The sequence below is a fragment of the Terriglobia bacterium genome, assembly GCA_020073205.1.
GTDB lineage: Bacteria > Acidobacteriota > Polarisedimenticolia > Polarisedimenticolales > JAIQFR01 > JAIQFR01.
Window position 1 is genome coordinate 1 of the sequence record JAIQFR010000010.1, and the last position, 25,220, is coordinate 25,220.

The following is a 25,220-nucleotide window of genomic DNA, read 5'->3' on the forward strand; positions in this document are numbered from 1 at the left end:
GGGGTCGAGCTGGGATTCATGGCGCTCGCGGTGGCGGTGGCGCTGGCCGGGATCGGGCTGGCGACGGTCTTGTACCGGAGGCGGGAGGGGATGTCGGAGCGCCTCGCGGAGGCGCTCGGTCCCGCGTACCGGCTGGTGCGGAACCTCTACTGGGTGGACGAGCTCTACGACGCCCTCGTCATCCGGCCGTTCTACGCGCTCTGCCGCGCGGCCCGCGCGTTCGACGTGGGGATCGTGGACGGCGCGGTGAACGCCGCGGGGGTGACCGCCGACGTCGCGAGCCAGCTCGTGAAGCTCTTCCAGACCGGATACGTCCGGAACTATGCGCTGCTGTTCCTCCTCGGGACCGTGCTCGTTCTCTTCTACCTTTCGACCCTGTGAGCGTGCGCGATGGGCGATTTCAACCTCACCCTGATCCTCCCCGTCGTCACGCTGGCGGCCTTCGGCCTCCTCGCGCTCCTGTTCGCGCCGGCGCTCAAGGGTCAGGCGCGCGTGCTGGGCGGGATCTCGCTCCTCGGCATCGTGGTCGCCGCGGCCTCCGCGGTCCGTCTCTGGACGCTCTGGCGGGTCGCGGGGCCCCTCGAATCCGCGGGCGGCATGGTGCGCGTGGACGGATTCGGCCTCTACCTCTCGCTGGTCCTGCTCGCCGTCGGCGCGCTCACCGTCGTCGCCTCGCTCCGCTTCCTCGAGCGGGAGGAGGCCGATCACGGGGAGTTCTACCCGCTGGTCCTGCTCGCGCTCGCCGGGATGCTCTCGATGGTCATGACCTCCCACCTGATCATGGTGCTGATCGGCCTCGAGGTCTTCTCGCTGTCGCTCTACGTGCTGACCGGGCTGACCCGCGGCCGGGCGCGATCGGTGGAGTCGTCGCTCAAGTATTTCCTGCTCGGCGCGTTCTCGTCCGGTTTCCTCGTGTACGGGATGGCGCTCCTCTACGGGGCGGCGGGTTCGCTCGACATGCGCCGGATCGGCGCGGTCGCGGCGGCCGCTCCCTCGCCCATGATGTGGATGGGGATGGGGCTCGTGTTCATCGGCCTGGCGTTCAAGATCGGCGTGGTCCCGTTCCACCACTGGATCCCCGATGTGTACGAAGGGGCGCCGACCAACGTCGCGGGGTTCATGGCGGCCGCCACGAAGACCGCCGCCTTCGCGGTCCTGATCCGCTTCCTGGTGGGAGCGTTCGCCGGGAGCCAGGCCGCGTGGGTCCCGCTCGTGACCTGGCTCGCGATCCTGACCATGACGGTGGCGAACCTGGTCGCGCTGGCGCAGACCAACATCAAGCGCCTTCTCGCATTTTCTTCCGTCGGCCACGCCGGGTACCTGCTGATCGCCGTGGTCTGTCGTCCCGAGGACGGGGTGAAGGCGATCCTGTTCTACCTCGCGTCCTATGCTTTCATGATCCTTGGCGCCTTCACGGTCGCCGCCGCCGCGGGGCGCGGCGACGCGCACTCCGAGCCCGGCTACGACCTTTCCTCGTGGGCGGGGCTCGGCTGGCGGCGGAAGGGGCTCGGCGTCGCCATGTCGCTCTTCCTGTTCTCGCTCGCCGGCATCCCGCCCACCGCGGGATTCCTCGGGAAGTACGTCATCTTCCTCTCGGCCATCCACTCGCACCGGTACCTCCTCGCGGTCGTCGGCGTGCTGAACGCCGTGGTGGCCGCGTACTACTACCTGCGCGTCGTCGTCGTCCTGTGGATGCGCGAGCCGGAGACCGACGAGGAGCCCCTCCCGGTCCCCGCGTCGCTCGCCGCCGTCCTCGTGGTCGCGGCGATGGGAGTGCTCTACCTCGGGATCGCCCCGGGGCGCCTGCTCGATCTGCTCGGCGGGCTGACCTCGGGGCTGATCTGACGACGCGCCGAACCGCCGTTCCGGAGTCCCAGGACATTGAGATCCTCCGCAGGTTTCGTCCCGAGCGTCGTGCGCGTGGACCTCGCCACGCGGGGGCGCGACGACGCGCTCCTCGTCCTCGTCCGAGACCTCCGCGCCGCTGGAGCGCTCGGCCAGGAAGACGAGCCCTTCCGCAGGCTGCTCGAGCGGGAAGCGGCCGCCTCGACCGCCCTCGGGGGCGGCATCGCGCTCCCCCACGCCCGGACGATTCACTGTCACACGCCTCGACTCGCGGTGGCCCGTCTCGCGCCGGCGCTGGAGTTCGGCGCCACCGACGGGATTCCCGTGGACCTGGTGTTCCTTCTGCTGGGACCGCCCGAGGCGCCGGGGGAGCACGTCAGGCTCCTGTCGCGGATCGCCAAGCTCGCCCAGAGGGAAGGGGTTCTCGCCGAACTGCGCGGGGCCCGGGACGAAGCAGAGTTCCGCGGGATCCTGGGGCGGGAGCTGTAGCCCCCTCGAGCCCGGTGGCCGGGGCCGCCCGCCTCCCCCTACCTCGACGGCCTCTCCGCGCGCTTCGCGTCGCCGAGGGGCAGGACGGCGGAACGTCCCGCGGCGGTCGGGAGGCCCGTGCCGACGGCGGCGGGGACGGGTAGCGGGACCGGTCCGGCCGGCATCGCCCGCAGCTCCAGCCAGCGGCGGATCGCGGCCAGCGTGCACCCCAGCCCGACGAGCAGCGTCCCCGTCCACAGGAGACCGATCAGCGGCTTGACGCTCGCCTCGACGACCAGCGTCTCCGACGCCGCTGCGCTCCCGTCGTCGGCTCGCACCAGGACGAGGCCGTCCTCCACGGACATCCGCTCGAGCTTGAGCGAGACCCCCGGCAGCGATCTCGGCGAGACCGGCTCGCCGGCGAACCGGCCGTCGGCGAAGCTGACCGGCAGCGACACCGTCTCCCGCTGGGCGCCGCGCGCGATCTCCACCAGGGCCCGGACGGTCATCACGTGCTGATCGCCGCTCCCGGCCGTCTCGAACCTCAGGAACGTGAGCGTCGCGCCGCGGTAGGGGACCGGCCGGCTCTTCCTGAGCTCGAGGTTGCCCGCGTCTCCCGCGGGCACGAGCGCCAGCGGCGCCACGTACAGGTCCCGCGCGACTTCCCGTCGAATCGCCGGGAACCGCATGATCTGGTCGCGCCCGTCGTCGCCCCGCCCCTTGCTGTACATCCGGACCTCGAGGACCTCCTCGGCCTTCCCCTCCGGCATCACGGCCACGCGCCAGCGGTGCTTCGGCTCGGAGCCGTCGACGTGGCCGCGGTACGTCAGGATCACCCCCTCCGATTGGACCGGCTGCCCGATCGGAAGGCTCACCTCGTGCTTCCGCCCCCAGGCGCCGCTCGCCACCATCCCGGCGAACATCAGCGCGAAACCGACGTGGGCGACCGCGGCCCCCGTGTGGAGCGGCTTCTCCCGGGCGACCAGGACCAGCCGGACGACGTTCGCGGTCATCGCGGCGAGCGCGACGAAGAAGAGCGCCAGCTCGCCGGCGCCGCCGAACCCGAGGAGAGCCGCCGCGCCGCAGCCAGAGGCGCCGGCGATCGCCGGAAGGGCCAGGTGCCTCCTCCACTCCCTCGCCGGCCGTCCCACCCACGAGAGGAAGGGGCCGAAGGAGAGGAGCCCGAGGAGCACGACGTAGAGCGGCAGGTTCCACCGGTTGTACCAGGAGGGGTCGTAGGTCCCGGGCCGCCCGATCAGCGAGGACGGCAGCGGATACGTGGTCCCCCAGAACACCATGAACGCGGACACGGTGAGGAGCGCGATCACCACGAGGAGCAGGAGCGGCCACGCCAGCTTCGCGTCCACCGGCGGCGCCGCCCGCCGCCCGCCGCGGACCAGCGCGTAGGCGCCGGCGGCCAGCACGAGCGCCAGCGCCAGGAGCATCTCGATGTTGACCGGTACCGCCCAGAAGCTCGCGCCCGCCTCGAACGAGTGGACCGAGAATTTCGCGAGCACCCCGGTCCGCGTGAGGAACGTCGAGTACACGACCAGCCAGTACGCGACGAGCGCGAGCGCCAGGTTCGTCCGGCGGAGCGCGCCGGTGGCCCGCTGCAAAAGGAGTCCGTGGATCAGCGCCGCGGAGACGATCCAGGGAATGAGCGACGCGTTCTCCACCGGGTCCCACCCCCAGTACCCCCCCCACCCCAGCGTCTTGTAAGCCCAGAATCCCCCCAGCACGACCCCGACCCCGAGCGAGAGGAACCCGAAGAGGCTCCAGCGCAGCGCGGCGCCCAGCCACCTCTCCTCCCGCTGCTTGAGGAGGGCGACGAAGGCGAGCACCGCGGGGATCGTGAGCGCCGCGTACCCGACGAACACCGCGGGCGGATGGCTCGCCATCCACGGGTCTTGCAAGAGGTCGTTGAGCCCGCCGCCGTCGGGCGGGGCCGGTAGCGCCAGGCGGAACGGGTTGCCCCCCGACTTGAACAGCCCCGGCACGTCCACCATCAGCCCGATCAGGAACAGGATCGTCGGCACGTAGCAGGCCATCACCGCGGCCGGCTCCCACGACCTCTTGCGGAACAGCGCGTACCCCACCAGCGCGGAGAACAGGGCCCAGAGGAGGAACGTCCCCTCCTGGCCTCCCCAGAACGCGGAGACGAGGTACAGGTAGGGGAGGTCCCGCGACGAGTAGCGCGCGACGTAGTCGAACCGGAAGTCGTGGGTGAGGATCGCGATCATCAGGAAAGCCGACGCGACGGCCAGCAGCAGGGTCATGCCGTGGTACGCGAGCCGGAACGTGGCCGCCGAGGCCTCGCGGCCCCTCGCCCAGCGGAGCGCGGCGACGAACGCGGTCGCGCCCAGCGCGGCCGCGAGCCAGATGGCGAGGGTCCCGGGTGTCATGACGGCTCCTTCGATTCCGTGACGCGATGTCCGTGCCCCGCACCGGCGTCGGGCGCCACAGGATACTAAAGGTCCGATTCGGTGTGCAAAAGACCGGGGCCGCCCGGTCCGTGATCTCGGGCGGCGTGATCAGGACGTCTCGCCTCAGCCGGGAGCGTCCCGCATCATCGTGATCTCCACGAGCTCCGCCCCGCTCTCGACGATCGTCTCCTCGCCGCACGGCGTGAACCCGCACTTCTCGAGGACGCGGATCGACCCCACGTTGTGCTTGGCCACGAGCGCGTAGAGGGGGCGCTCGGAGACGATCGTCAGGAGCCGCGCCAGCGCCTCGGTCCCGATTCCTCTTCCCCAGTATTCCCGGCCGATCCAGTAGCCGACGAGACGCCGGCCCGACTGCACCCACGTGACGATGTTCCCGGCGACCGCTCCGTCGATGACGATCGTCTTCTTCGGGACCTCGGGGTCGGCGAGGATCTTCGCCCAGTGCGCCATGAACGCCTCCCGGTCCCGCGCGGGGAACGCGGCCATCCGGTTCGCCTCGGGATCGCGCTGGTGCTCGAAGAAGATCGGGAGATCCTCTTCGATCACGTCGCGGAGGACGACGTCATGGGTCATGGCGGCTCCGGACCGCGACGATCGCCGGCCCTCGCCGGCGATCGCGTCGCGCCTCGAGATGTTAACCCGATTGCCGCCGATCAAGGTGAGCCCGATCGCGAGGCCGCCACAAGGGGGCGGGACGGAATCGCCGGAGGAACGGCCGTCCGGGGAGGGGGGAATTCCCGCGCCGCCGTCCTGCGACTCCGCCCCGCCCGAATGCGAGGTCGCGTCAAACCTGATTCGATCGATCGACGCTAGCGGTCATCGCCGTCCCGTCCTTCGGACGCCGGCACGGCCGGCGAGACCCTGGTCGCCGTCCCCGTGAGAATCCAGGCTCGCTGGCTGGGCGCGAACCGCGGAGCCAGGTAACCGTCGTTGATCTCCCGCGTGACCGCGAATCGGTCGAAGGACGTCGCCGGGAGGAACAGGCGCTCGTTGTCGGCGAAGCCGTCCGACGCGCTGTCGACGTCCCCCTCGACCGCGGAGATCACCCCGTCCCCGTTCTGGTCGACTCGATCCACCTCCGCGGCGTAGGCGTCGAAGAGGCGTTGCTGGAAGTCGACTCCCGGCTCGAACGAAGCGAGCCTCTCGTAGACGTCCAGGTAGATCTCGTGGGCGAGGCCGCTCGGAATGAACCGCATCCGGAACTCCCGTTGCGAGTCGTCGTCGCCGTCGAACTTGTCGGGATCTCGAGGGAGGAAGGGGCTGTCGCCGTAGGCCACCGGGTTGTTCCTGACGCCCTGAGGTCCCGAGCCCGGGACCAGGCTAGAGCGCCTGCCGATATCGCCCTGCTCGAACGTGCCCGGGATTCCACCCGTGTTGGGGAGCTCGTAAAGCGGGAAGACCCAGTCGGTCGTGTAGTTGAACTCCCAGTAGGCGTGCACGTCGCTCTGCTGCATGGCGTTGTAGGCTCCCATGCTCAGGAAGATCGGGACGGTGTTCCCCTGGACGTCGGGAAAGTGATCCGTCTCGCTCGGGAACCGCACGCCGTTCCCATCGACGGTGAAGTAGTTGCCGGGGACGTTGTTGCGGGTCCCCATTCCCCGGAGCAGGTCGGCGTCCTGCTGGAGGAGCATCCCGAAGGACGCGTGACCGTCGCGGCGTGGCGGACCGACGGGCGCGACCCTGAGGTCGTGGATCATCCAGCCCTCGTACCACCCGCTCTCGTTGTTGATCACGAACAGCGGGTCGATGTCGGTGAAGACGTCGATGAAGGCGCGGACGTCGCTGGGGTCCGTCGGCAGATCGGGCTTCGGCTCGAGAGCGAGACGGACCGAGCCGATCGTGGGGATCCCGCAGACCCCTCCGGTCGCCGTGAGCATCACGGCGTCGTTCACCCCCGGGAAGATCGAGGTGAAGACGTTGGGCTCGAATCCGTGGGTGTCCAGGAGGTAGTACTGGAAGAGCAGGCTGGGCCGATCGGCCTCCGCGAAGGTCTGGATCGGGAGGACCGTGTGGGGGCGCCCGGCCAGCCGGATGAGCCTCTCCTTGAGGGGCGTTGGAACGAGGCGGACGTCGCCGCGCTGAGCGACGGCCGCCATGTCGGATCTCGCGTGCGGGTTCGGGTGGCAAGGGGCGGGAATCGTGTCCGTCTCCAGGATCGATCCGTTTCCGTGACCGAACCCGTCGTGACGGTTGGACGGCGGCGGACTCGCCCAGGAGCGGCTGCCGGAGCCGGTGAGCGCGACCGCGGCGGCGGCCGCGAGGGCGAGCAAGATCTTGGGACTGTAACGCTCGTTCTTCTTCGAGAGCATCGGGCTTCCTCCTATCGTCAAGGGATCTCCGGCCCGCCGGCGAGAGCGCGGCGGGCTCGGTCCCCGTCAGGGTTCCGCGTCGCGCCGGCGGGGCCGGGCCGGCGACGTCGCGCGACGGCTTCGCCGTCCCGCGTCAGCCACTCGCGAAGCCGCGCCTTGCCGCGGGCGATCCGGGATTGGACGGTGCCGACGGGAACGGCCAGGATCTCGGCGATGGCCTTGTACGAGTGCTCGCCGAGGTAGAAGAGGACCAGCGGCGCCCGAAAGACCTCCTCCAGGCCCGCCAGCGCCGCCGCCACCGCGTCGGCGTCGAGACGCTCGACGGCCGTGGGCGACGGGCTCGGGATCTCGCCGTCCGTCTCTTCGATCGCGCGGTGCGGGTGGCGGCTCAGGCGGCGGCGGGACTTCAGGAACTCGCGGTAGAGCGTCGTGAAGAGCCACGTCTTCGCTTTCGACGGATCGCGCATCCCGCTTCCTTTCCTGGCCCAGATATAGAAGGTCTGCTGGGTCAGGTCGCCGGCTTCCGCCTCGTCGCGCGCGAGGTTGAATGCGAATTGGTAGAGCGGGCGGTAGTGAGCGTTCACGAGGGCCTCGAACTCCGATGCGCTGTCGACGTTGCTAGGATCCACGAGCCTTCTCCTTGTTCCCGCGCGTCGAGGCGCCGTCGGCCGCCGCCCCGCCGGACCGGCCGACCTCGATCCCTTCCTGCTCGAGCACGTCGGCGATCAGCGGCGAGCAGCCGACGATCGCGACTCCCGCGCGGCCGAGGCGTCCGAGCGCCTCGACGCCGGAGCGGCCGATGAATGCCACGCCGGCGAGATCGAGCGCGACGGGGCGGCCGGATCGGCTCAATTCCACGCACTCGCGCTCCAGCACCTCGGCCCACGCCCCGGCGATGTGTCCTTCCAGGATCAGGACCACCCGCTGGGCTGCCGCGTCGTCTCGCAGGATGCGTAGCACGCTCGTCCTCCGTTCGTCCTTTCCGAGGCCGGGGACGAAGACATCGCATCGTTCGTGCCAGAGCGGCTCCGACGCGGCGCGCGTGCTGCAAGCGCCTCAGGGGAGAGGAGTTGGTCGACGAAAGCGGCGGGGGGAGTTCCGATCGGGTGGCGTCGGCGCTGCCATCGGGTTGGCGGAATGCCAACCCTCCGGAACTAGACCGGTCGCGAGATGCCGAGCTTCTTCATCCGCGCCTCGAGAGTGGTCCGCTTGAGCCCGAGGACCCCAGCGGCCCCTCGCTCGCCGCTGACGCGCCAGCCCACGCTCTCGAGGACCGACACGATGTGGTCCCGCTCGATCTCCTCGAGGGTCCGCGACGGCTTCGCCCGCGTCCCGGCGCCGGACGCGGCGAGGGAGCCGCCCAGCTCGAGACGGCCCTTCGGCGAGAGGATGACCGCGCGCTCGATGACGTTCTGCAGCTCCCGGACGTTGCCGGGCCAGTTGTACTCCATGAGCTTGCCCAGGACCTGCTCGCCGATCGTCCCGATGGGCTTGCCCATCTTCGACGCGTACATCATGGCGAAGTGGCGGGTCAATCGGGGGACGTCCTCCAGCCGCTCGCGCAGCGGCGGGATCGCGATCGGAAAGACGTTGAGGCGGTAGTAGAGGTCCGCCCGAAACCGTCCGTCCGCCACCGCGCTTTCCAGATCGCGGTTGGTGGCGGCGACCACGCGGACGTCCACCTTGAGCGTCTTCGTTCCCCCGACGCGCTCGAATTCGCCTTCCTGGAGGACCCTTAAGAGCTTCGCCTGGAGCTCGGGTGGAAGATCGCCGACTTCGTCCAGGAACAGCGTGCCCCCGTTCGCCAGCTCGAAGCGGCCGACCCTGCGGGAGAGCGCGCCCGTGAAGGCGCCCTTCTCGTGCCCGAACAACTCGCTCTCGACGACGCCGCTCGGAAGTGCGGCGCAGTTCACCTTGACGAGGATCTTGTCCTTCCGTGCGCTCAGGCCGTGGATCGCGCGGACGACGAGCTCCTTCCCCGTCCCCGTCTCCCCGGTGACGAGCACGGTGGAGCCGGTCCCCGCGACGCTCCTCACGTTCGCCAGGACCTTCTGGATGGCCGGGGACTCGCCGACGACGTCCGCGAATGCCGCTTCGGCCCGCCACTCCTCTTGCAAGTAGAGGTTCTCGTCCTCGAGCCGACGCTTGAGCGCTGCGATCTCCTCGTACGCGAGCATGTTCTGGATGGCGAGGACCACCTGGTCGGCGATCGCGAGCAGGAGCTCCGAGTCCACCTCCCCGTAACGGCCGGCTTCGCCGCTTCCGACGTTCAGCGTGCCCATCACCTTGCCCTTGGCTCTCAGGGGAACCGAAAGGGCCGAGAGAATCCCATCCCGGATCAGCGGAGCGTGCTCGATGAAGCGCGGATCCTGTCTCAGGTCCGGTGTCAGCAGGAGCTGCCCGCTGTCGGCGATCCAGCCGCTCCGGCTTCCCCGGCGCGGCCACTCGGTTCCCAGGGGGATCATGGAAGGCGACGGCACGGGGCCGGCCACACCCAGGACCTTGAACACGCCGTCGACCGGATCGTCCAGGACGAGCGCCGCTCGATCGAAGGGGATCACGCCGCGGAGCGCGCCCGCGGTCGCCTCGAAGAGGGCTTCCCGGTCGAGGCAGGTCACGATGGCGTTGTTCACCTGCAGGAGGACCCGCCAGCGCTCCTCCGCGCGGCCCAGCTGGGACGTGCGGGCGTCCACGACGGTCTGGAGATCCGTGCTGAGGCCTCGGAGCTCCTCGGCCAGGCGCCGAGCCCCGATCTCGGTCATGACGGAGGCGGCGAGGCTACGAAGGACCTCGATTTCCTCCTCCGTCCACTCGCGGGGGCTGCCATCCACGACGCAGAAGGTGCCGAGGGTGAGCCCATCGGTCGTGGTCAGCGGGATGCCGGCGTAAGCGATCACCCCCAGCTCGGACACCGCCGGGTTGTCCCGGACGAGCGGATGCCGCCTTGCGTCCGACACGATGAACGGTTCGCCCGACGCGACCGCGTGCTTGCAGAACGAGTGCGTCAGCGGAGTCTGCCGCAGCGACGCAAGCGGCTCCGTCAGCCCGACGCAGCTCTTGAAGAACTGGCGATCCCCGTCGACCAGCGACACGAGCGCGACCGGCACTCGCAGGATGGTGGTCGCGAGCCGCGTCAGCCGATCGAACGCCTCCTCCGGAGGCGTGTCCAGCAACGAGGTCCGCCGGAGGGCCGCGAGCCGCGCGGCGTTCTGGATCTCCGCGTCGCCGTTCTTCTCCATCGGATCACCCACCGAGCCGACGCGCGTCCTGCCCGGCGCTTCCGCGAGGACCGCGGACACGCCGCGCGCGCTTTCGTCGGCGTAGGCTTCGCCTTCGTCCCAATCGGACAAGTCTGGTCCACTTGTCCCGGGCGCGCAAGCGGCCCCGGGGCTTCGAAAGGGGCGGGGGTCAGCCGCGGCTCGCCGTCCCGGCGGTCGCGGCGGCGCGGCCGCCGGCCTCCTTCACCTTTCCGACGTTGTCGCTGGAGTTGCGATCCACCAGCTTGTTGTACGGGTCGATCCCGGCCCGGACCGGCTTCTCGGCGACCACGACCTCGACCGTGACGTCGTGACCCGTCACGTGGTGCTTGCCCAGGTACAGCGCCTTCTCCTCGTTCCTGCCGGCTCCCTTGGCGTCGGCGAATACGCCGATGTCGATCCAGTCGTCGAGGGGCACCTCGGTCTCGACGCCCTTGCCGTCGGCGCGCAGCTTCTTCGCCCGGGCGTGCACGGTCACCACGTACTTGCCGTCGGCCCGCTTGCTGAAGGTTGAGTCTTCGGCGTGGTTCTCGAAGAGGGTGATGGTCCTGAACATGTCGTCGAGGAGGGCCTGCCGACCGGGCGGGACGTCTCGCGCCAGCTCGTCCATGAGCTCGAGGGAGTTGGTGTACGGCGGCTGCTGGAACTTCTTGGCCGCCAGGTACCGGGCCAGCGCTCGGTTGAGCACGCTCTCGCCGATGTAGTCCCTGAGGGCGTAGGTGACGACGCTGCCCTTGTTGTAGTGGATGTACCCCTGGTTCTCCACGAGACAAAGAGGCATCTCCTCCACCAGCTCCGTGCCGCGGCTGCGGAGGTACTGGTCCAGCTCGTACTTCAGGAACCGCCGCATCTTGTCCGGCCCGTACTCCTTCTCCATGACCATCAGCGCCGAGTACTGGGCGAGCGACTCGGACAGCATCGTGCACCCTTGCACGTTGGCGCCGATCACCTGGTGCCCCCACCACTGGTGCGCGACCTCGTGGGCGGTGACGTAGAACGGGTAGTCGATGGCGTCGTCCTCGCCCTTCTTGAGCCGAGCGATGAACCCCAGGGACTCGGAGAACGGGATGGTGTTGGGGAACGACTGGGCGAACTCGGCGTAGCGCGGGAACTCGACGATGCGCACCTGGCGGTGCTGGTAGGGGCCGAAGCTGGCGGTGAAGTAGTCGAGGGATTTCTTGACCGCCTGCACCATCCGGTCGAGGTTGTACGAGTGGGGCTCGTGGTAGTAGATCTCGATGGCGACGCCGTTTGAGGCGTCGCGCCGGACCTCGTAACGGGCCGAGAGGTACGAGTAGAAGTGCAGGATCGGGGCATCCATCTTGTAGTGGAAGTAGCGGCGACTCCCCTCGGTCCACTGTCTCTCGAGATACCCGGGGGCGATGGCGATCTGGTCGGCGCTGGTCGAAACCACGGTCTCGAAGCTGATCCAGTCGGCGTCGTTGGCGAGGTACGTGTTCCCGCGCGCGGCGAGGTCGTCCACCTTGGCCATCCGATGGATCTGCGGCAGGCCGTGCTTGCGCCGCTCGTTGGGGTCCTGCAGCTCCTCGCCGTCGTCGTAGCCGAACGAGGGGAAGTACTGCCGGTTGTTGAAGAAGGTGCCGTTCTCGACGATCGAGGTGTCGGAGCCGCCGTTCTCGAAGCCCTGGTGGGCGACCGTGAGGTCGAAGGCGATCGTCATCTCCGCGCCCGGCTCAAGCGGCGCGGCCAGCGTGTAGATCCGGTAGCCGAAGAGCTGGTCGTGAAGCTTCTCGGTGTGGGCCGGGAAGTCCAGCTTGTTGACCTTCACCCGGCGGGGGATGGTCATGTGGATCTCGGAGAGGGGGGCCTTCCCCGCGTTCGCCACCTTGTAGCGACCGCGGATCTCGATCCGTCGCTCCGCGGGGAAGATGTCCACGTCGGCGTAGACGTCCCGCACGCGCGGAAGCGCCACGTCCTTGTACCGGCGGTACTTGGTCTCGTACTCCGCGCGCCGGTCGCGCTCCACGTCGGAGGCCACGTACTCGTTGAGCACGTTGGTGTTGTAGAAGATGAAGGCGCCCGTCGCGACGAACCCCACGGCGGCGACCGCCAGGACGACGCGCACCGGGCCGGTGAAGCGTTCCCTGGCGAGTCTCCATCGCGCCTTGAGCGAGGTGTCGGTGCCGCGCACCCAGAACAGGGAGGCGAGGCCCGCCAGCCCCGCCGCGAAGAACGCCCAGTACGCATCGAACCAGGCGAGGGGCGCCACGAAGTGGCCGTACCCGTTCATGTCCGAGTAGGGGGCTGCGGGCGTCCCCGCGAAGGTGTAGAGGTTGTGATCGAAGTGGAGGCTGCGCAGGACGGCGCTCATGACCAGGGCAAGGACCATCAAGAGGTAGCCGACGAACTTGTTGCGGGAGGCGACCTGCAGGAAGCTGGCGAGGAAACAGAAGAACACGAACGGCAGCACCATCTCCACGAAGCCCTCGAGGTAGACGAGGGGCTCGAGGTGCGTATACCCCATGGCGAGCTGACAGGCCATGGCGGTGCCGACGCCCGCCGCGGCGAAGGCCAGCACCACCGCGATCTGCGCGGCGAGCTTCGCCGCCAGGAACACCCCGTTGGGCACCGGCATGGCATCCGTGACCTCGTCGAGCTTCATCGAGCGCTCGCGCCAGATCACCTCGCCGCTGTAGAAGGTGATGACGATGACCAGCAGGAAGATGAAGCTGCTCTGGATCGCGCCGATCATGAGGTGCGTCACGGGCCACACCGCCGTTCCGTAGAGCATGTCGGCGAAGAGCACGCTGGCGATCAGGTTGAGTATCCCGAAGGCCAGGATGACCGCGAAGGGCACGCTCTTGAGCACCCCTTGAACCTCGAGGCGCGCCTGGTGCAGGAGCTGCCGGAACGCCGCGCCCGACGTGAAGCTCAGGGAGATCCCGGGGAGCCCGGCGCCACCCGACACCGTCGTATCCGGCAGGCCGTGGGTCTCGGTCGCGACGAGCGCTTTCCGGCCGTGCTTTCTCGCCGGTTGGGTGAATCGGAATCGGAGCAGGGCGACGGCCAGCATCGCCAGCGCCACCCCCAGCCAGATCAGACGATTGGCGAGGAGGGCGCCTGAGAGCGGCGGCAGCGCCGAGTTGCTCTCCACCACGGTCCAGTATCGGGTGGCCTGGCCGACGGCGGCGACGCCGAACGGGTCCAGCAAGGCGGCGAGCGGGCGGGTCTCGATGTCCCTGACCAGGGTCAGCGAGATGACGTAGACGGCGAAGAACCCGATCACCGCCAGGTAGGTGTAGAGCATGCTGCGGGTCAGGCCGGCGACGGTGAAGAACGTCGCCGCGCTCAGAAACAGGTTGGGCAGCGCCAGCACCAGCATCGCGTACAGGTAGGCCTGCGGCATGAACGGCCCCAGGCGCGCCGGGTCGAGCCACGGTACGAAGCCGCCGGCGATCATGCCCAGCGGCACGCCGAGAAAGGCGACGACCGAGACCCCGAAGGCCGCCAGGAAGCGGCCGAGCAGGTAGTCGCGCTTGCGGATGGGACGGGAGAAGAACATCTCGTAGGTGCCGGTCTCGAAGTCCCTGAGGATCGCCCCCGCCACGAACATCGTGCCGATGAGCAGCCCCATGATGCTGAGGATCAGGTGGAATTGCAGGATCACCGACGGGGCGTTCCGGTGGATGTTGCCGATGCCGCCGCCGATCCGCACGCTGTCGCTGACCGTGGCCCCGAACGCCATGAGGGAGAAGACCCCGAAGACCAGCCAGAGCAGCGGGCGCTTGATCTGGGTGCGAAGCTCGAAGAGGGCGATCGCCTTGAGCACGGAGGGCCTCCCGTCACGCCGACGCGGCCTGCGGCAGCTTCAGGGTGGAGAAGTAGACGTCCTGCAGGTCCGCATCCACCGGCTCGAACCCCTGCTCGAGGGGCTCGTCGGACAGGACGTGGATCATCACCCGGCCGCCGAACCAGCGCGAGGAGATGACCGTGAAGTCGCGGCGGTGGTCCTCGAGCCGCCCCTTGTCGATCGCCTTCTGCCAGATCCTCCCCCGCAGGTCGTTCATCACGGTGCGCGGGTCGCCGGTCAGCCTGAGCCGCCCGTCGGAGATGATCGCCATGCGGCTGCACAGCTCCGCCACGTCGGCGACGATGTGCGTGGACAGGATGACCACCACGTTCTCGCCGATCTCGCCCAGCAGGTTCAGGAAGCGATTGCGCTCCTCGGGGTCGAGGCCGGCGGTGGGCTCGTCGACGATGATCAGGCGGGGGTCGCCGAGCAGCGCCTGGGCGATGCCGAAGCGCTGCTTCATGCCGCCCGAGAACGTCCCCAGGTTGCGGCGCCGGACGTCGTGAAGGTTGGTCATGCGCAAGAGCCGGTCCACCACCTCGTGCCGCTGACGGGAGCCTCGGATCCCCTTCAGGACGGCGAAGTGCTCGAGCATGGCCTCGGCGGAGACTCTGGGGTAGACGCCGAAGTCCTGGGGCAGGTAGCCGAGGATCCTGCGTACCTCGTCCTTCTGCTCGAGGACGTCGATGCCGCCGAAGGTGATGGCGCCCTCGTCCGCCTCCTGCAGGGTGGCGATGGTGCGCATCAACGTCGACTTGCCGGCGCCGTTGGGGCCCAGAAGACCGAACATGCCGTTGGGGATCTCTAGGCTCACGCCGCAGAGGGCCTGGACTCCGTTGGGGTAGGTCTTCGACAGGTTCTCGATTCTCAGCATGCCTCCGTTCCTTCCCGGCCCACGGCACGTCGGTCCCGCCGCCGTCGGCCTCACGCAACTTCCGCCCGCCGTCACCCTGAACTACGCGCGGCGACCGGCCGGGTTCCCGGTCCTCCGCGACGGCGGTCGACGGTCCTCACGGTCATGGAGCGGCTCCGGAAGAAGAAGCGCCTGACGCGCCGGCGCGCCGAGGAGGAGAGCCTTAGGGCGCGGCAGCAGGACGAGCTCGCCCGCACGATGGACCAGCTCGCCGCGCGGATCGACCGGCGGAGCCAGGAGCAGGTCCGAAGGGAAGTGGACGTCGAGCGCGTCCGGGCCGAGATCGAGCGCAAGATCCGCGCGATCCTCGAGGACAGCATCGAGGCGGGCTTCGCGAAACGGGCCCGCAAGCCGGTCTGAGCCCCGCTCCCTCCGGGGGCGACTACCGGCCGAATGTCACGACGTTGACGCTGCTCAACGCGCGCCGGTACCGGTGCAGGTAGAACCGGCCGTCGGTGGTGAGCGTGAGCCAGCCGTAGAGGATCCCCGCGGAATCGGGGGACTTGAGTTCCCGCGCCAGCTCGCGGCGGCCGCCGTCGAGGGCGACCCGGTAGATTCTCGCCGGCAGGGTCTCGTTCCATACCAGGACGCTCCGTCCGTCCGAGGACCACGCGAGAGGGACCTCGTCCTTCTCCGCGCCCGGGACCGCTCTCGGCTCCCCGCCGACCGCCGAGACCACGTAGGGACCGCGCTTCCGGTCCCCCACCACGACCGCCGATCCGTCGGGAGAGAGGACCGCCGCGGCGGCGCCTTGCGGCGACACGGCACGAGGCGCGCCGCCTTCGAGATCCAGCACCCAGACCACCTTGCTCATCCCCTGGCGGTCCCCCAGGAACGCGATCCTCCGGCCGTCGTCCGAGCAGGTGATCCGGTTGCCGAGGCCGACTTCGAGAGAGACCCCCGCGAGATCGAGCGGGCGGGGCCTCCCCGGGCCGACGGGACGCATCGTGAGCTTCGTGCGATCTCCGGTCAGCACCGAGGTGATGACGAACTTGCCGTCGGGGGTCATGCCGGCGGCGGTGCCCGTGCCCAGCTGGACCGGGGGCGCCCCCGCGCGCCGGACGAACACCGCGTACTCGCCGTCGGTCACGACGCTCATGTTCTGTCCGGCGTAGATCGTCCCGTCCCGCGAGATCGCCGCCGCCGCGTCGTTGTCCCACCACGAGTAGATCCGCTCGGCCGTGTCGGAGGCGAGCTGCCCGGCGATCACCGTCCTGCTGTCGTCGGAGTTGAGCAGGATCCTCCCGTCGGCGGCCACGTCCTGGACCCTCAGGTTCTCAGGCGTCCTCAGGACCATGCGCGGGGCTCCGCCGGGGGACACCCTCCAGAGGGTGCCGCCCCTGGCGTCGTCGGTCGCCGTGAACCACACCGTATCGCCGGCCGGCGACCAGGTGAGGCCCTGCATGTACTGCTGCTCGTCGGCCAGACGAACGGCGTTCCCGGAATCACCGGCCAGCATCGGCTCCCCGAGGTCGTCTCCCCGGACCCGATGGTGGACGAACGCGATGCGCTTCCCGTCCGGCGCGATCCGGGGCTGGCCGATCCAGCCGCGCGTGCGGAAGATCTCCTTGCCGATCGGGAACTGGAGCACCTGCTCGGCGCCCTCCCCGATTACCACCGCGAACTCCTTGCCGTCGGGGGAGATGTCGGCGTCGAAGACGTCCTCGAGGATCTCCCGCGGCTCGCCCCCCGAGAGCGCGACCTGGCCGAGCGTGCCGACGCGAATCCAGCTCCCGAGGTTGTGGCGCCCGAGGAGGAGCGCCATCTGGCCGTCCCTCGAGATCCCGGCGATGTCGGCGCTGGGGAGATCGAGCTGGCGGGACTCGAAGCCGTCGGTGCGCGTGGACATGAGGGTCACCGGCCGACCCTCGAACGCCGCGCCGTAGATCACCGTCTGCCCGTCGGGGGAGAAACGCGCCGAGTGCACGAACCCGCGCCCGAACGTGAGCGGCTGGAAAGCCGGGGGCGCCCATCGCGCGGTCCTGCGACCGAGGATCGTCCCGCCCGCCAGGGCGGCGGCGACCGCGACGGCCGCGAGGAGCAGCACCAAGGCTTGGCTGCGCCGCGCGGTCGGCGCGACGCTCACGGTGAGGACCATGCCGGCCCCAGCGCGCGCGGCCGCCAGGTCGATCCGCGCGTCGCCGATGTCGCGGAGGCGCTCCCTCGCGTCCTTCCTGACGCAGCGCTCGATCAGCTCGCGCACCCGCGGGGGCACGCCGGGCGGCAGTGCGCTCCAGTCGGGATCGCGGGTCAGGATCGCGGCCATCGTGTCGGAGACCGTCTCGCCGCCGAACGCGAGCTCCCCCGACAGCATCTCGTAGAGCACGCACCCGAAGGCCCAGATGTCGGCGCGCTTGTCGACACTTTTCCCGCGCGCCTGCTCGGGGCTCATGTACGCCGCGGTTCCGAGGATGACGCCGGCGACGGTGCCCATCGACGTGATCGTGGGGGACGCCGCGGGGTCGCGCGGGGGACCTGAAGTGACCGCGGTCTCGAGGGCCTTGGCGAGGCCGAAATCGAGCACCTTCACCCTGCCGTCGGGAGTGAGCTTCACGTTGGCCGGCTTGAGGTCGCGGTGGACGATCCCCTGCTCGTGCGCCGCCTCGAGCGCTTCCGCGATCTGGCGCGCGACGTCCAGCGCTTCGTCCACCGGGAGCTTCCCGCGCTTGAGCCGCTCCGCGAGGTCCTCGCCCGGCACCAGCTCCATCGCCAGGAATCGGTACCCATCGCGATCGTGCAGCCCGTGGATGCCCGCGATGTTCGGGTGATTCAGCGAAGCGAGGACCTTCGCCTCTCGCTCGAACCGGGCCAGCCGCTCGGGGTTCCCGGCGAACGACTCCGGGAGGAACTTGAGCGCCACCTCGCGGTCGAGCTTGGTGTCCCGGGCGCGCCACACCTCGCCCATCCCCCCGGCGCCCAGCGGCGAGAGGATCTCGTAAGGACCGAGGCGCGTGCCGGGCGCGAGGCTCATTTCCCTTCGAGCTCGGACGACCAGCGGGTCACGAGCGTCAGGATCGGTCCCGTGGTCCCCAGCTTCTGCACCGTTCCGAGAAAGCGCTTGCCGTCGTGGGTGAACGCCCCGGCCTCGATCGGCAGGCTCTGGCCTGAGAAGAGCGGACGCCGCGTGCCCACCTCGACGCTCCCGCCGGTGGCCGCGATCGGGACGGCGAAGTATCTCCCGTCGGGATCCGCGTACCAGATCTCTCTTCCGTCCCCGAGCCAGCCGCCCCTCTCGGCGCCGCCGGTCGAGACTTGCCATTTCCCTCCGGGGCCCGGGAACGGGGTGACGTACAGCTCGTACCGGCCCGACTCGTCCGAGACGTACGACATCCAGCGCCCGTTGGCCGAGAACGATGCGCCCCGCTCGTTGGCGGGGGTGACGAGGAGGGGCGAGGCCTTGCCGTCCCCGTTCACCGGAATGGACAGGATGTCGGCGCCCGTCTTGCCCGCGCTGGTGACGAAGACGACCCGGGTGCCGTCGGGGGTCCACTCGACGGGCGCGGCCGTTCCGAGGGTCTGGGGATTCAGCTTGCGGGGAGCGGAGGTCCCGTCCGCGGACTTGATCCACAGGAACCCCGCGCCGTCGCCGTAGGCCACCGTACGTCCGTCCCGCGACCAGATCGGCGAGATGCCGTTCGTTTCTCCGAAGGTGAACTTGCTCCCGACGCCGCGCGCCAGGTCGTAGGTCCAGAGGTCGCTCGACCCCTCGGATTGACGCACGCTGACGACGGCCCGGCGGTCGTCGGGGGAGAACTTCATCTGGTACCAGAACATCGCCGGCTGGCCGACGGTCGCGAGGACCTTGCCGTCGGGGTCGAACCAGGTAAGCTGCGAGTCGCGCTGGATCGAGTCGCTGAGCGAGAGCAGGAGGCCGGTGTCGGACAGCGCGTAGGTCCCGGTGCGCCGGAACGCGTTGTACTGGACCTTCTCCGCGATCGGCACCGCTTCGCCGGAGAGGCGCAGCGACGAGGGATCGAATCGCTGGGCCAGGAGGTTGCCTTCGCGCACGAACACCAGGTAGCCGGGGTCGACGTACGTGGCGGCGCTCTCGGCGCGCAGCACCGGCTCCGACTTCTTGGTGGCGAGGTCCAGGCAGAAGACCCCGTTCTTGGGATCGGGACCGGGCTCCCCAGAGAAGTAGAGAACCCTCTTGCCGCCGGGGAGAAAGTGCGGGTTGCGGTGCGAGATCGTATCGGCCGCGGCCGTCGTCAGCGCCGTGGGGGTGCCGCCGGAAGCGGCCACCCTGGACAGGCCGCCGAAGACCGCGGGCGCGAAGACGATGACGTCGTTCTCCCCCCAGGTCGCTCCCCGCCCGTCCTCGGCCGGGCAGATCGTCTGCACCGGGCCCCCGGACGCCGGGACCTTCTTGAGCTTCTTGTCCGCGAAGAAGGCGAGGTGGGTCCCGTCCCGCGACCAGGTGGGGTACGTCGCCCCCTCCGTCCCTGCCAGTGGTTGGGCGCTGAGACCGTTCAGCGGACGCACGTAGATCTTCGTCGGCCCGCCCGCCTCCCGCGCCGCGTAGGCGAGCCGGCTCCCGTCCGAGGAGAGCGCGATCGAGGCGTTATCGCTGTCGAGGATGGCTCCCGCGGGAAGGACGACGCTGGATCTGATCACGGGCGCCTGGACCGGACGATGCAGCTTCCAACCGAGGCCGAGCATCGCGGCCGCGGCGACGATTGCCGAGATCGCCCCGATCGCCCAGGCGGGCGTCGAGCGCCGCGAAACGACGGGCGCCGTCACCACGGGCGTGGTGCCCGGGGCGGTCCCTCCGGCGATCCACTGTAGCTCGCTCTTGAGATCGAGCGCGCTCTGCCACCGCTCGTCGGGGTCCTTGGCCAGGCAGCGCCGGATCGCGCGGTCCAGGGCGGCCGGGCTCGTGGGGGTCAGCTCGGAAGGGGGCCGCGGCTCGCGCTCCAGGATCGCGGCGATCACGCTCGCCTGGCTCGATCCCTCGAACGCGCGCTTCCCCGTGACGGCCTCGTAGAGGACCGCCCCGAACGAGAACAGGTCGGCCCTGGAATCCACCGGCTTCCCCTCGAGCTGCTCCGGGGCCATGTACTGCATGGTGCCGACGAGCGCGCCTTGGGTCGTGAGCGGCGTCGTCATGGTCGGGATGGCGGCGGGCAGGGAACCCGCGCCGCTCCCCTCCGACGCGGCGTCGTCGCGCAGCTTCGCCACCCCGAAGTCGAGGATCTTCGCCCCCGTCCGGGTGAGCATCACGTTGGCGGGCTTGAGGTCGCGGTGGACGATCCCCTGGCGGTGGGCCGAGGCGAGGCCGTCGGCGACCTGGACCGCCACCTTGAGCGCCTCGTCCAGCTTCAGCGGCCCGCGCTCGAGGCGCGACGCCAGCGTCTCCCCGTCCACGATCTCCATGACCAGGTAGTCGGTGCCGTCGTGCGACCCGATGTCGTGGAGCGTGCAGATGTGGGGATGGTTCAGGCTCGAGATCGCCCTGGCCTCGCGCTCGAACCGCTCGCGCAGCTCGGGGCTCCCGGCGCGGTGCGAGGGGAGGATCTTGACCGCGACCTCGCGGCCGAGTCGGGTGTCCTTGGCCCGGTAGACCTCGCCCATGCCACCGGCGCCGAGCGGCGAGAGGATCTCGTACGGGCCGAGGCGCGTGCCGCCCCCGAGGGTCATCGGGCGCGCGTCAGCAGACATGGATTTGAAAAGGGGAGTCGCTCATCGAGTTGTCCTTCCCCGGTGCATGAGCCCGGCCGCGTGGGGCCGAGCCGGCCGAGACGGCCATCTCAAACAGGACAAGCATGGTCCGATATTGGAGAGGTGTCAAACGGTCAGGCCCGGTTCTCCGCGAGGGCGCGACGGATCATGCGCTCCACCTCGGCCGTCGCGTTCACCGGGGTCAGGCGTGACCCGGGGTGTGCGCGCGCGAACACTCGGAAGATCTCATCAGCGAACGCGGGACCTATCGTCTCGACCCCTTTGAAGTCGAGAACGATCTCTCGGAACCGTTCGAGCCGTGAGAGCAATCGCTTGCCTTGCGATCGCGACACGAGGCTCTCCCCCTCGGATCGCGCGAGATCCACGACGAGGTGCGTCCGGCTGAACGCGTAGTCGTCCTGCTCCGACGCGTAGCGGTCGAAGACCTCTTGCGCGGTGCACGTCGTGGCCGGTCGGATCGCCATGCTCACCGTCGTGCCCGCGATCCGGGCGCGGCTTTCGATGAGCCAGTCCTCTTCGTCCCGCTTGTGCGAGAGGAACAGCTTCCCGGACAGGATGCCGAACTCGTCGAACATCCTCGACGTGAAGAAGATCCCCTCGCCGGTGTGCCGCTCGGGATCGGTCGTGAGCTTCCCTTTCACCAATTCGAGGATCGCGTGACGGTCGTCGTCGAGACTGTAGGCTTCACGGATCTTTCTGAAGATCCCGATCCCCTCGTCGACCACCGTCAGCTCGACCCGCACCGCCGAACGTCGAACGGTGACGATCATCCGGGACGCTCCCGCGTGGTCGATCACGTTGTTGACCATCTCGGTCACGCCGTAGTGGCAGATGTCGCGCACGTTCGACCGAAGATCGCCGACGGCCGGTGCGACCTGCCGAATCCAGACCTGGTCCTCGGTCAGTCCGGGACCGACGTCGTACGTGCGAGATTCCTCGGACAGGACGGGCAGGCAGTAGGTGCGGCCACGGGTCTCCCCCTCGGCCACGAGGGTTCCCGTTGCCAACATGCGGCGAAGGTGGAGGCCAGCCGCCTGGCGGGTGATGCCGAAGCGCTCGGAGACGACTCGCGCGACATCTCGCGGACGCTCGGCGACCAGCTCCACGATGAAGCGCTCGATCTCGTCTCGACGGTTCGAGGGGGCCACGAGGTGAGATTGTAAAGCCGAGGGGATGCTATTGACAAGTCAAGCGGCCACGTTTGGAAAGCGCAAGTAGGACGAATCGGCGAGGATCAGCCCTTATTGCCAAGGATGCGGATGATCGCATGGGCCTGCGAGCTTTGCGCGATCCCCGCTGCGAGGCGTGCGTCCCGATGCCTGTGGTACCTCGCCGACATACTCGAGCGAGTGGCTCAACCGGTCTAGCGACCCCTCTCGCCGCCAGGATCAGGCCGCGTCGTCCCTGTAGGTCAGCGCGAAAATCGTATCGGTCAGCCACCGCCGGAACGACCCGTTGTCGCTGAACTGCTTGAACAGCTCCGTGTCGTCCTTGAGCAGCACCGTCATGACCCGACCCAGGGCCTTGTCGTGCTCGATGCGGGCGTTTTGCTTGTCCGAGTTCTTCTTTGCGTTCACGTACGCCGTGTCGGACGCCACCCGCATCGGGATCTCCTCAGTGATGAGCTTGTGCACCCGATCGGCGTCGGTCCACGGGATGCTGCCGAACTGGTCGTTGAAGGTCTTGATGATGTTGGACAACCGGTCCAGCTCGGGCTCGGGCATCCGTCCGCCACCCGTGGTCGGCACCGGCTCGATCTGGGCGTCCTCGTCCGGGAGTTGGATCCTCATCGCCGCCTGCTTCTCGACCCGGAAGCTGTCCATGTCGATCAGCGCGAGAATCCCCTCCGCCAGGTCCTCGTCCACGGGCGCCGGCAGCTTGGGCACGAGGAAGTTCAGGAAGATCGATAGCTTCTCCCACTCGGCGTTCGTGTACGGCAGGATCGACGCCAGGAAGACGCCGCCTCCGACGATGAAGTGCCTCGGGGCGTGGAGCTTGAATAGAAAGAGGCCTCCCGCCGGTAGCGCTTTGAAGTGCGGACCGCCGCTCGGCTGCCAGAAATTAACCTCCTCGAGGTCGAGCGTCGCCGCGAGCTGGCGGTGCCAGTCGCCGTCCGTGATGCCGACATAGAGCTTCATGGGGCCGCGCCCGTAGGACCTTTGGTGGGGATCCCGTTCGGCTGGCTAATGTACCGCGATCGCCCCGCAGATGGAACAGCCGATCCCTCTGGGCTGCGCGAAAGGTAGATAATCCCCCCATGCCCCCCCTCGACCTGGATCGCCGAGTTCGCCTCACGGCTTTCGAGTGGCTTCGCCACCAGGTGGACCTCCACGGCGACGTCCTTCCCTGGTCGATCCTCTCCCGGGGCTTCGACTTCGACGGCGAGCGCGTGCCGCTCGTCTCCATGCAGGGGATCTTCAAGCCGAAGGTCCTCCCCGAGGTGCCCCTATCGATCCGAAGCTCCGCGGACGGGCCGTACGACGACGCCTTCGGCCCCGACGGACTCCGCTACGCCTACCGCGGCACGAACCCTGACCACCCGGACAACCGTGGACTCCGCGCGGCAATGACCCGCCGCATCCCGCTCGTCTACTTCCACGGGATAGTAGAGGGGAAGTACCTGGCCGCGTGGCCGGTCTTCGTCGTCGGGGACGCTCGCGCCGCGCTCCGCTTCACGGTGGCGCTCGACGACGCCCAGCACGTGAGCGAGGGGCTCGGGGCCGGCGGGCACGAAGCCAACGATTCGATCGACCTGGGTGCGACGGCTCGCCGCTCCTACATCACGGCGACCCTCCGCGTCCGCCTCCACCAGCGCTCGTTCCGCGAGCGGGTCCTCCTTGCCTACCGGCAGCAGTGCGCGCTCTGCCGCCTCCGGCACGACGAGCTGCTCGACGCGGCGCACATCATCCCGGACGCCGACGACGAGGGCGAGCCGATCGTCCAGAACGGCCTCGCGCTCTGCAAGCTCCACCACGCGGCCTACGACCGGCAGTTCCTGACGGTGCGGCCCGATCACGTGATCGAGGTGCGGCAGGCGATCCTCGACGAGGAGGACGGACCGATGTTGCTCCACGGCCTCAAGGGGATGCACGGACAGAGGATCGTCCTCCCGCGCTCGCGGGAGCTGTATCCCGATCCGGAACGGCTCGCGCGACGCTACCGCCTCTTTCGTGAAGCGGTATGAACCAGAATGGGCATCAGGCACGCGCGACCAGACGGATCTGGAGCGCCTGCGGGCTCAGCGCGCGGTCTCGCCGGTGACGTTCGTCGAGGCTTCCGGCTGGGGTTGCCGGAGAAGTGCGGCGACGCGGGCAACCCTTAGTACCCCCACTCCTACGCTTATTTGCGGGTCGTACCCTTACCCGCTCGACGACGCCAGCGAGCCGCGGGGCCTCTGCCCGAGCAAGCAACCTCACCGGCGCGCTTCATCTCCGCCAGAAGCCGGCGGATCCACTCGCGGCCGACGCCGGGACAAGCGCGCTCGATGTCCACGAGCCGGAAGTCGCCTTCCTGGCCGCGGACCGCCTGCCGTACGAGATCTGCCTTGGCTCCCCGTGGGCTCCTCGTTCGGCCGACCCGTTCTTCGAATTCCCGGTAGGCCGCCTTCAGGACATAGAGCAGGAAGTTGATGTACGGCCAGGGGTCGTGGCGGCCGCCGTGCCAGCCGCGGGAGCTTGACTCCAGCGTTTCGTAATACCGCTCCCGGTTCTGTTCGATGAGCCGCTCCAGGCTGATGTACCGTCCGACTTCGTAGCCGAGGTGATAGCTCTGGAGAAGCAGCAGGAGTCTCGAGACCCGGCCGTTTCCATCTCGGAATGGATGGACGCAGAGGAAGTCGAGGTTGCTCGCCGCCAGCAGGATGAGGGGATGCGTCCACCGCTCCTTCAACCCCCGATTCCAGCTCTCGAGGGTCTCGGCCATGAAGGCGGGGGTGTGGCTCGCTGGCACACTGCGGAACCGGACCCGAGCGCTTCCGTCTTTCCGCTTTTCGATGACATCGACGTCTTTCTCCTTGTAGCGCCCGGCGTCCCAGATCTCGCCGCGGGTGAGCCGGTGCAGGCGGCGCACCGTTCTCTCGGAGACCCGCAGACCTTTCCGCCTTTCGTGAATGAGCCTCAGCGCGTCCCGATAGCCTCGAACCTCCTCCTCGCTGCGGTCCCTCAGCTTCGATCTGCCGAATACCAGGGTGGCGATTCGCTTCTGATCGACCGTCACGCCCTCGATTCGATTGGAGGAGACGGCGCTCTCGATCAGCGCGTGTTCGCGCAACACCTTCAACTGCTGAGGAGCCTGCCTGGTGAAGAGCTCCTGCTTCCCGCGAGCCTCGCCGAGGTCCGCGAGGTACCACGCTGTGGCCTGAGGAACCGTCCCGGGACCCGAGCTGAGAAGCCGGAGCGTCATCATCGTTCGTCACCTCGGATCTGACGCTGGGGCGTCGACCGTCGTGCGCCCCTGAGCCCTATCGTAATCCGAATGGGGAGCCCGACGGGCTCG

The 25,220-nt window shown here is 69.0% G+C and carries 16 protein-coding genes and 2 pseudogenes; 5 read left to right on the forward strand and 13 right to left on the reverse strand.

The window, feature by feature from the left end; all coding sequences use genetic code 11:
• From LAO51_03465 to LAO51_03475, 3 genes are all read left to right on the forward strand, one after another.
• The coding region (locus tag LAO51_03465; GenBank protein MBZ5637798.1) for an NADH-quinone oxidoreductase subunit L at window positions 1-381 on the forward strand (381 nt) is incomplete at its 5' end.
• Window positions 382-390: 9 nt separating this feature from the next.
• Window positions 391-1,845, forward strand: coding sequence for an NADH-quinone oxidoreductase subunit N (locus LAO51_03470; GenBank protein MBZ5637799.1), 1,455 nt, complete (start codon window positions 391-393; stop codon window positions 1,843-1,845).
• 36 nt (window positions 1,846-1,881) lie between these two features.
• Window positions 1,882-2,334 (forward strand): PTS sugar transporter subunit IIA, encoded by a 453-nt coding sequence (locus tag LAO51_03475; protein MBZ5637800.1) that lies wholly within the window; start codon window positions 1,882-1,884, stop codon window positions 2,332-2,334.
• Window positions 2,335-2,372: 38 nt separating this feature from the next.
• Here LAO51_03475 and ccsA read toward each other — a convergent pair whose 3' ends face one another.
• The 8 genes and pseudogenes from ccsA to LAO51_03515 all read right to left on the reverse strand — a co-directional run bounded on the left by ccsA (window position 2,373) and on the right by LAO51_03515 (window position 15,008).
• Window positions 2,373-4,715: a cytochrome c biogenesis protein CcsA gene (gene ccsA, locus LAO51_03480; protein ID MBZ5637801.1), complete on the reverse strand. Its 2,343-nt coding sequence runs from the start codon at window positions 4,713-4,715 to the stop codon at window positions 2,373-2,375.
• Window positions 4,716-4,859: 144 nt separating this feature from the next.
• Complete coding sequence (locus tag LAO51_03485) at window positions 4,860-5,330, reverse strand: GNAT family N-acetyltransferase (protein MBZ5637802.1); 471 nt, start codon at window positions 5,328-5,330, stop codon at window positions 4,860-4,862.
• A 236-nt stretch (window positions 5,331-5,566) separates the two neighbouring features.
• On the reverse strand, window positions 5,567-7,066 hold the full coding sequence (locus LAO51_03490; protein ID MBZ5637803.1) for a hypothetical protein: 1,500 nt from the start codon (window positions 7,064-7,066) through the stop codon (window positions 5,567-5,569).
• A 17-nt stretch (window positions 7,067-7,083) separates the two neighbouring features.
• Window positions 7,084-7,695 (reverse strand): RNA polymerase sigma factor, encoded by a 612-nt coding sequence (locus LAO51_03495; GenBank protein ID MBZ5637804.1) that lies wholly within the window; start codon window positions 7,693-7,695, stop codon window positions 7,084-7,086.
• Window positions 7,685-8,026 (reverse strand): hypothetical protein, encoded by a 342-nt coding sequence (locus LAO51_03500; GenBank protein ID MBZ5637805.1) that lies wholly within the window; start codon window positions 8,024-8,026, stop codon window positions 7,685-7,687. The genes LAO51_03495 and LAO51_03500 overlap by 11 nt, the downstream gene beginning before the upstream one ends.
• A 194-nt stretch (window positions 8,027-8,220) precedes the next feature.
• Window positions 8,221-10,416, reverse strand: a complete 2,196-nt coding sequence (locus LAO51_03505; protein ID MBZ5637806.1) for a sigma 54-interacting transcriptional regulator — start codon at window positions 10,414-10,416, stop codon at window positions 8,221-8,223.
• 58 nt (window positions 10,417-10,474) lie between these two features.
• A pseudogene (locus tag LAO51_03510) lies at window positions 10,475-14,092 on the reverse strand (ABC transporter permease subunit).
• A gap of 34 nt (window positions 14,093-14,126) precedes the next feature.
• A complete protein-coding gene (locus tag LAO51_03515; GenBank protein ID MBZ5637807.1) occupies window positions 14,127-15,008 on the reverse strand; it encodes an ABC transporter ATP-binding protein in 882 nt (293 codons plus the stop codon).
• Between the two features lie 144 nt (window positions 15,009-15,152).
• Here LAO51_03515 and LAO51_03520 point away from each other — a divergent pair, with 144 nt between their 5' ends.
• Complete coding sequence (locus LAO51_03520; GenBank protein MBZ5637808.1) at window positions 15,153-15,407, forward strand: hypothetical protein; 255 nt, start codon at window positions 15,153-15,155, stop codon at window positions 15,405-15,407.
• Window positions 15,408-15,429: 22 nt separating this feature from the next.
• Here LAO51_03520 and LAO51_03525 read toward each other — a convergent pair whose 3' ends face one another.
• The 4 genes and pseudogenes from LAO51_03525 to LAO51_03540 form a co-directional block, all read right to left on the reverse strand.
• On the reverse strand, window positions 15,430-18,018 hold the full coding sequence (locus LAO51_03525; GenBank protein ID MBZ5637809.1) for a serine/threonine-protein kinase: 2,589 nt from the start codon (window positions 18,016-18,018) through the stop codon (window positions 15,430-15,432).
• Window positions 18,015-20,684 carry a protein kinase gene (locus LAO51_03530; GenBank protein MBZ5637810.1) on the reverse strand — a complete coding sequence of 890 codons (2,670 nt, stop codon included), beginning with the start codon at window positions 20,682-20,684 and terminating at the stop codon, window positions 18,015-18,017. The genes LAO51_03525 and LAO51_03530 overlap by 4 nt, the downstream gene beginning before the upstream one ends.
• 155 nt (window positions 20,685-20,839) lie before the next feature.
• Window positions 20,840-21,874, reverse strand: a complete 1,035-nt coding sequence (locus LAO51_03535) for a DUF4325 domain-containing protein (protein MBZ5637811.1) — start codon at window positions 21,872-21,874, stop codon at window positions 20,840-20,842.
• A 240-nt stretch (window positions 21,875-22,114) separates the two neighbouring features.
• Window positions 22,115-22,681: pseudogene (locus LAO51_03540) on the reverse strand (type I restriction endonuclease subunit R).
• A 302-nt stretch (window positions 22,682-22,983) separates the two neighbouring features.
• On the opposite strand from LAO51_03540, the gene LAO51_03545 reads away from it, so the two are divergent.
• Window positions 22,984-23,910, forward strand: coding sequence for an HNH endonuclease (locus LAO51_03545; protein MBZ5637812.1), 927 nt, complete (start codon window positions 22,984-22,986; stop codon window positions 23,908-23,910).
• A gap of 155 nt (window positions 23,911-24,065) precedes the next feature.
• Here the strand turns inward: LAO51_03545 and LAO51_03550 are convergent, their stop codons facing one another.
• Window positions 24,066-25,130, reverse strand: a complete 1,065-nt coding sequence (locus LAO51_03550; protein ID MBZ5637813.1) for a Fic family protein — start codon at window positions 25,128-25,130, stop codon at window positions 24,066-24,068.
• Between the last annotated feature and the right edge of the window lie 90 nt (window positions 25,131-25,220).

What these genes read in the sequence shown, in the direction of transcription:
- LAO51_03550 (MBZ5637813.1), bottom strand. Translation starts at nt 25,130, where the DNA reads ATGATGACGCTCCGGCTTCTCAGCTCGGGTCCCGGGACGGTTCCTCAG.
- LAO51_03530 (MBZ5637810.1), bottom strand. Translation starts at nt 20,684, where the DNA reads ATGACCCTCGGGGGCGGCACGCGCCTCGGCCCGTACGAGATCCTCTCG.
- LAO51_03515 (MBZ5637807.1), bottom strand. Translation starts at nt 15,008, where the DNA reads ATGCTGAGAATCGAGAACCTGTCGAAGACCTACCCCAACGGAGTCCAG.
- LAO51_03525 (MBZ5637809.1), bottom strand. Translation starts at nt 18,018, where the DNA reads ATGAGCCTCGCGCCCGGCACGCGCCTCGGTCCTTACGAGATCCTCTCG.
- LAO51_03485 (MBZ5637802.1), bottom strand. Translation starts at nt 5,330, where the DNA reads ATGACCCATGACGTCGTCCTCCGCGACGTGATCGAAGAGGATCTCCCG.
- ccsA (MBZ5637801.1), bottom strand. Translation starts at nt 4,715, where the DNA reads ATGACACCCGGGACCCTCGCCATCTGGCTCGCGGCCGCGCTGGGCGCG.
- LAO51_03520 (MBZ5637808.1), top strand. Translation starts at nt 15,153, where the DNA reads ATGGAGCGGCTCCGGAAGAAGAAGCGCCTGACGCGCCGGCGCGCCGAG.
- LAO51_03545 (MBZ5637812.1), top strand. Translation starts at nt 22,984, where the DNA reads ATGCCCCCCCTCGACCTGGATCGCCGAGTTCGCCTCACGGCTTTCGAG.
- LAO51_03470 (MBZ5637799.1), top strand. Translation starts at nt 391, where the DNA reads ATGGGCGATTTCAACCTCACCCTGATCCTCCCCGTCGTCACGCTGGCG.
- LAO51_03490 (MBZ5637803.1), bottom strand. Translation starts at nt 7,066, where the DNA reads ATGCTCTCGAAGAAGAACGAGCGTTACAGTCCCAAGATCTTGCTCGCC.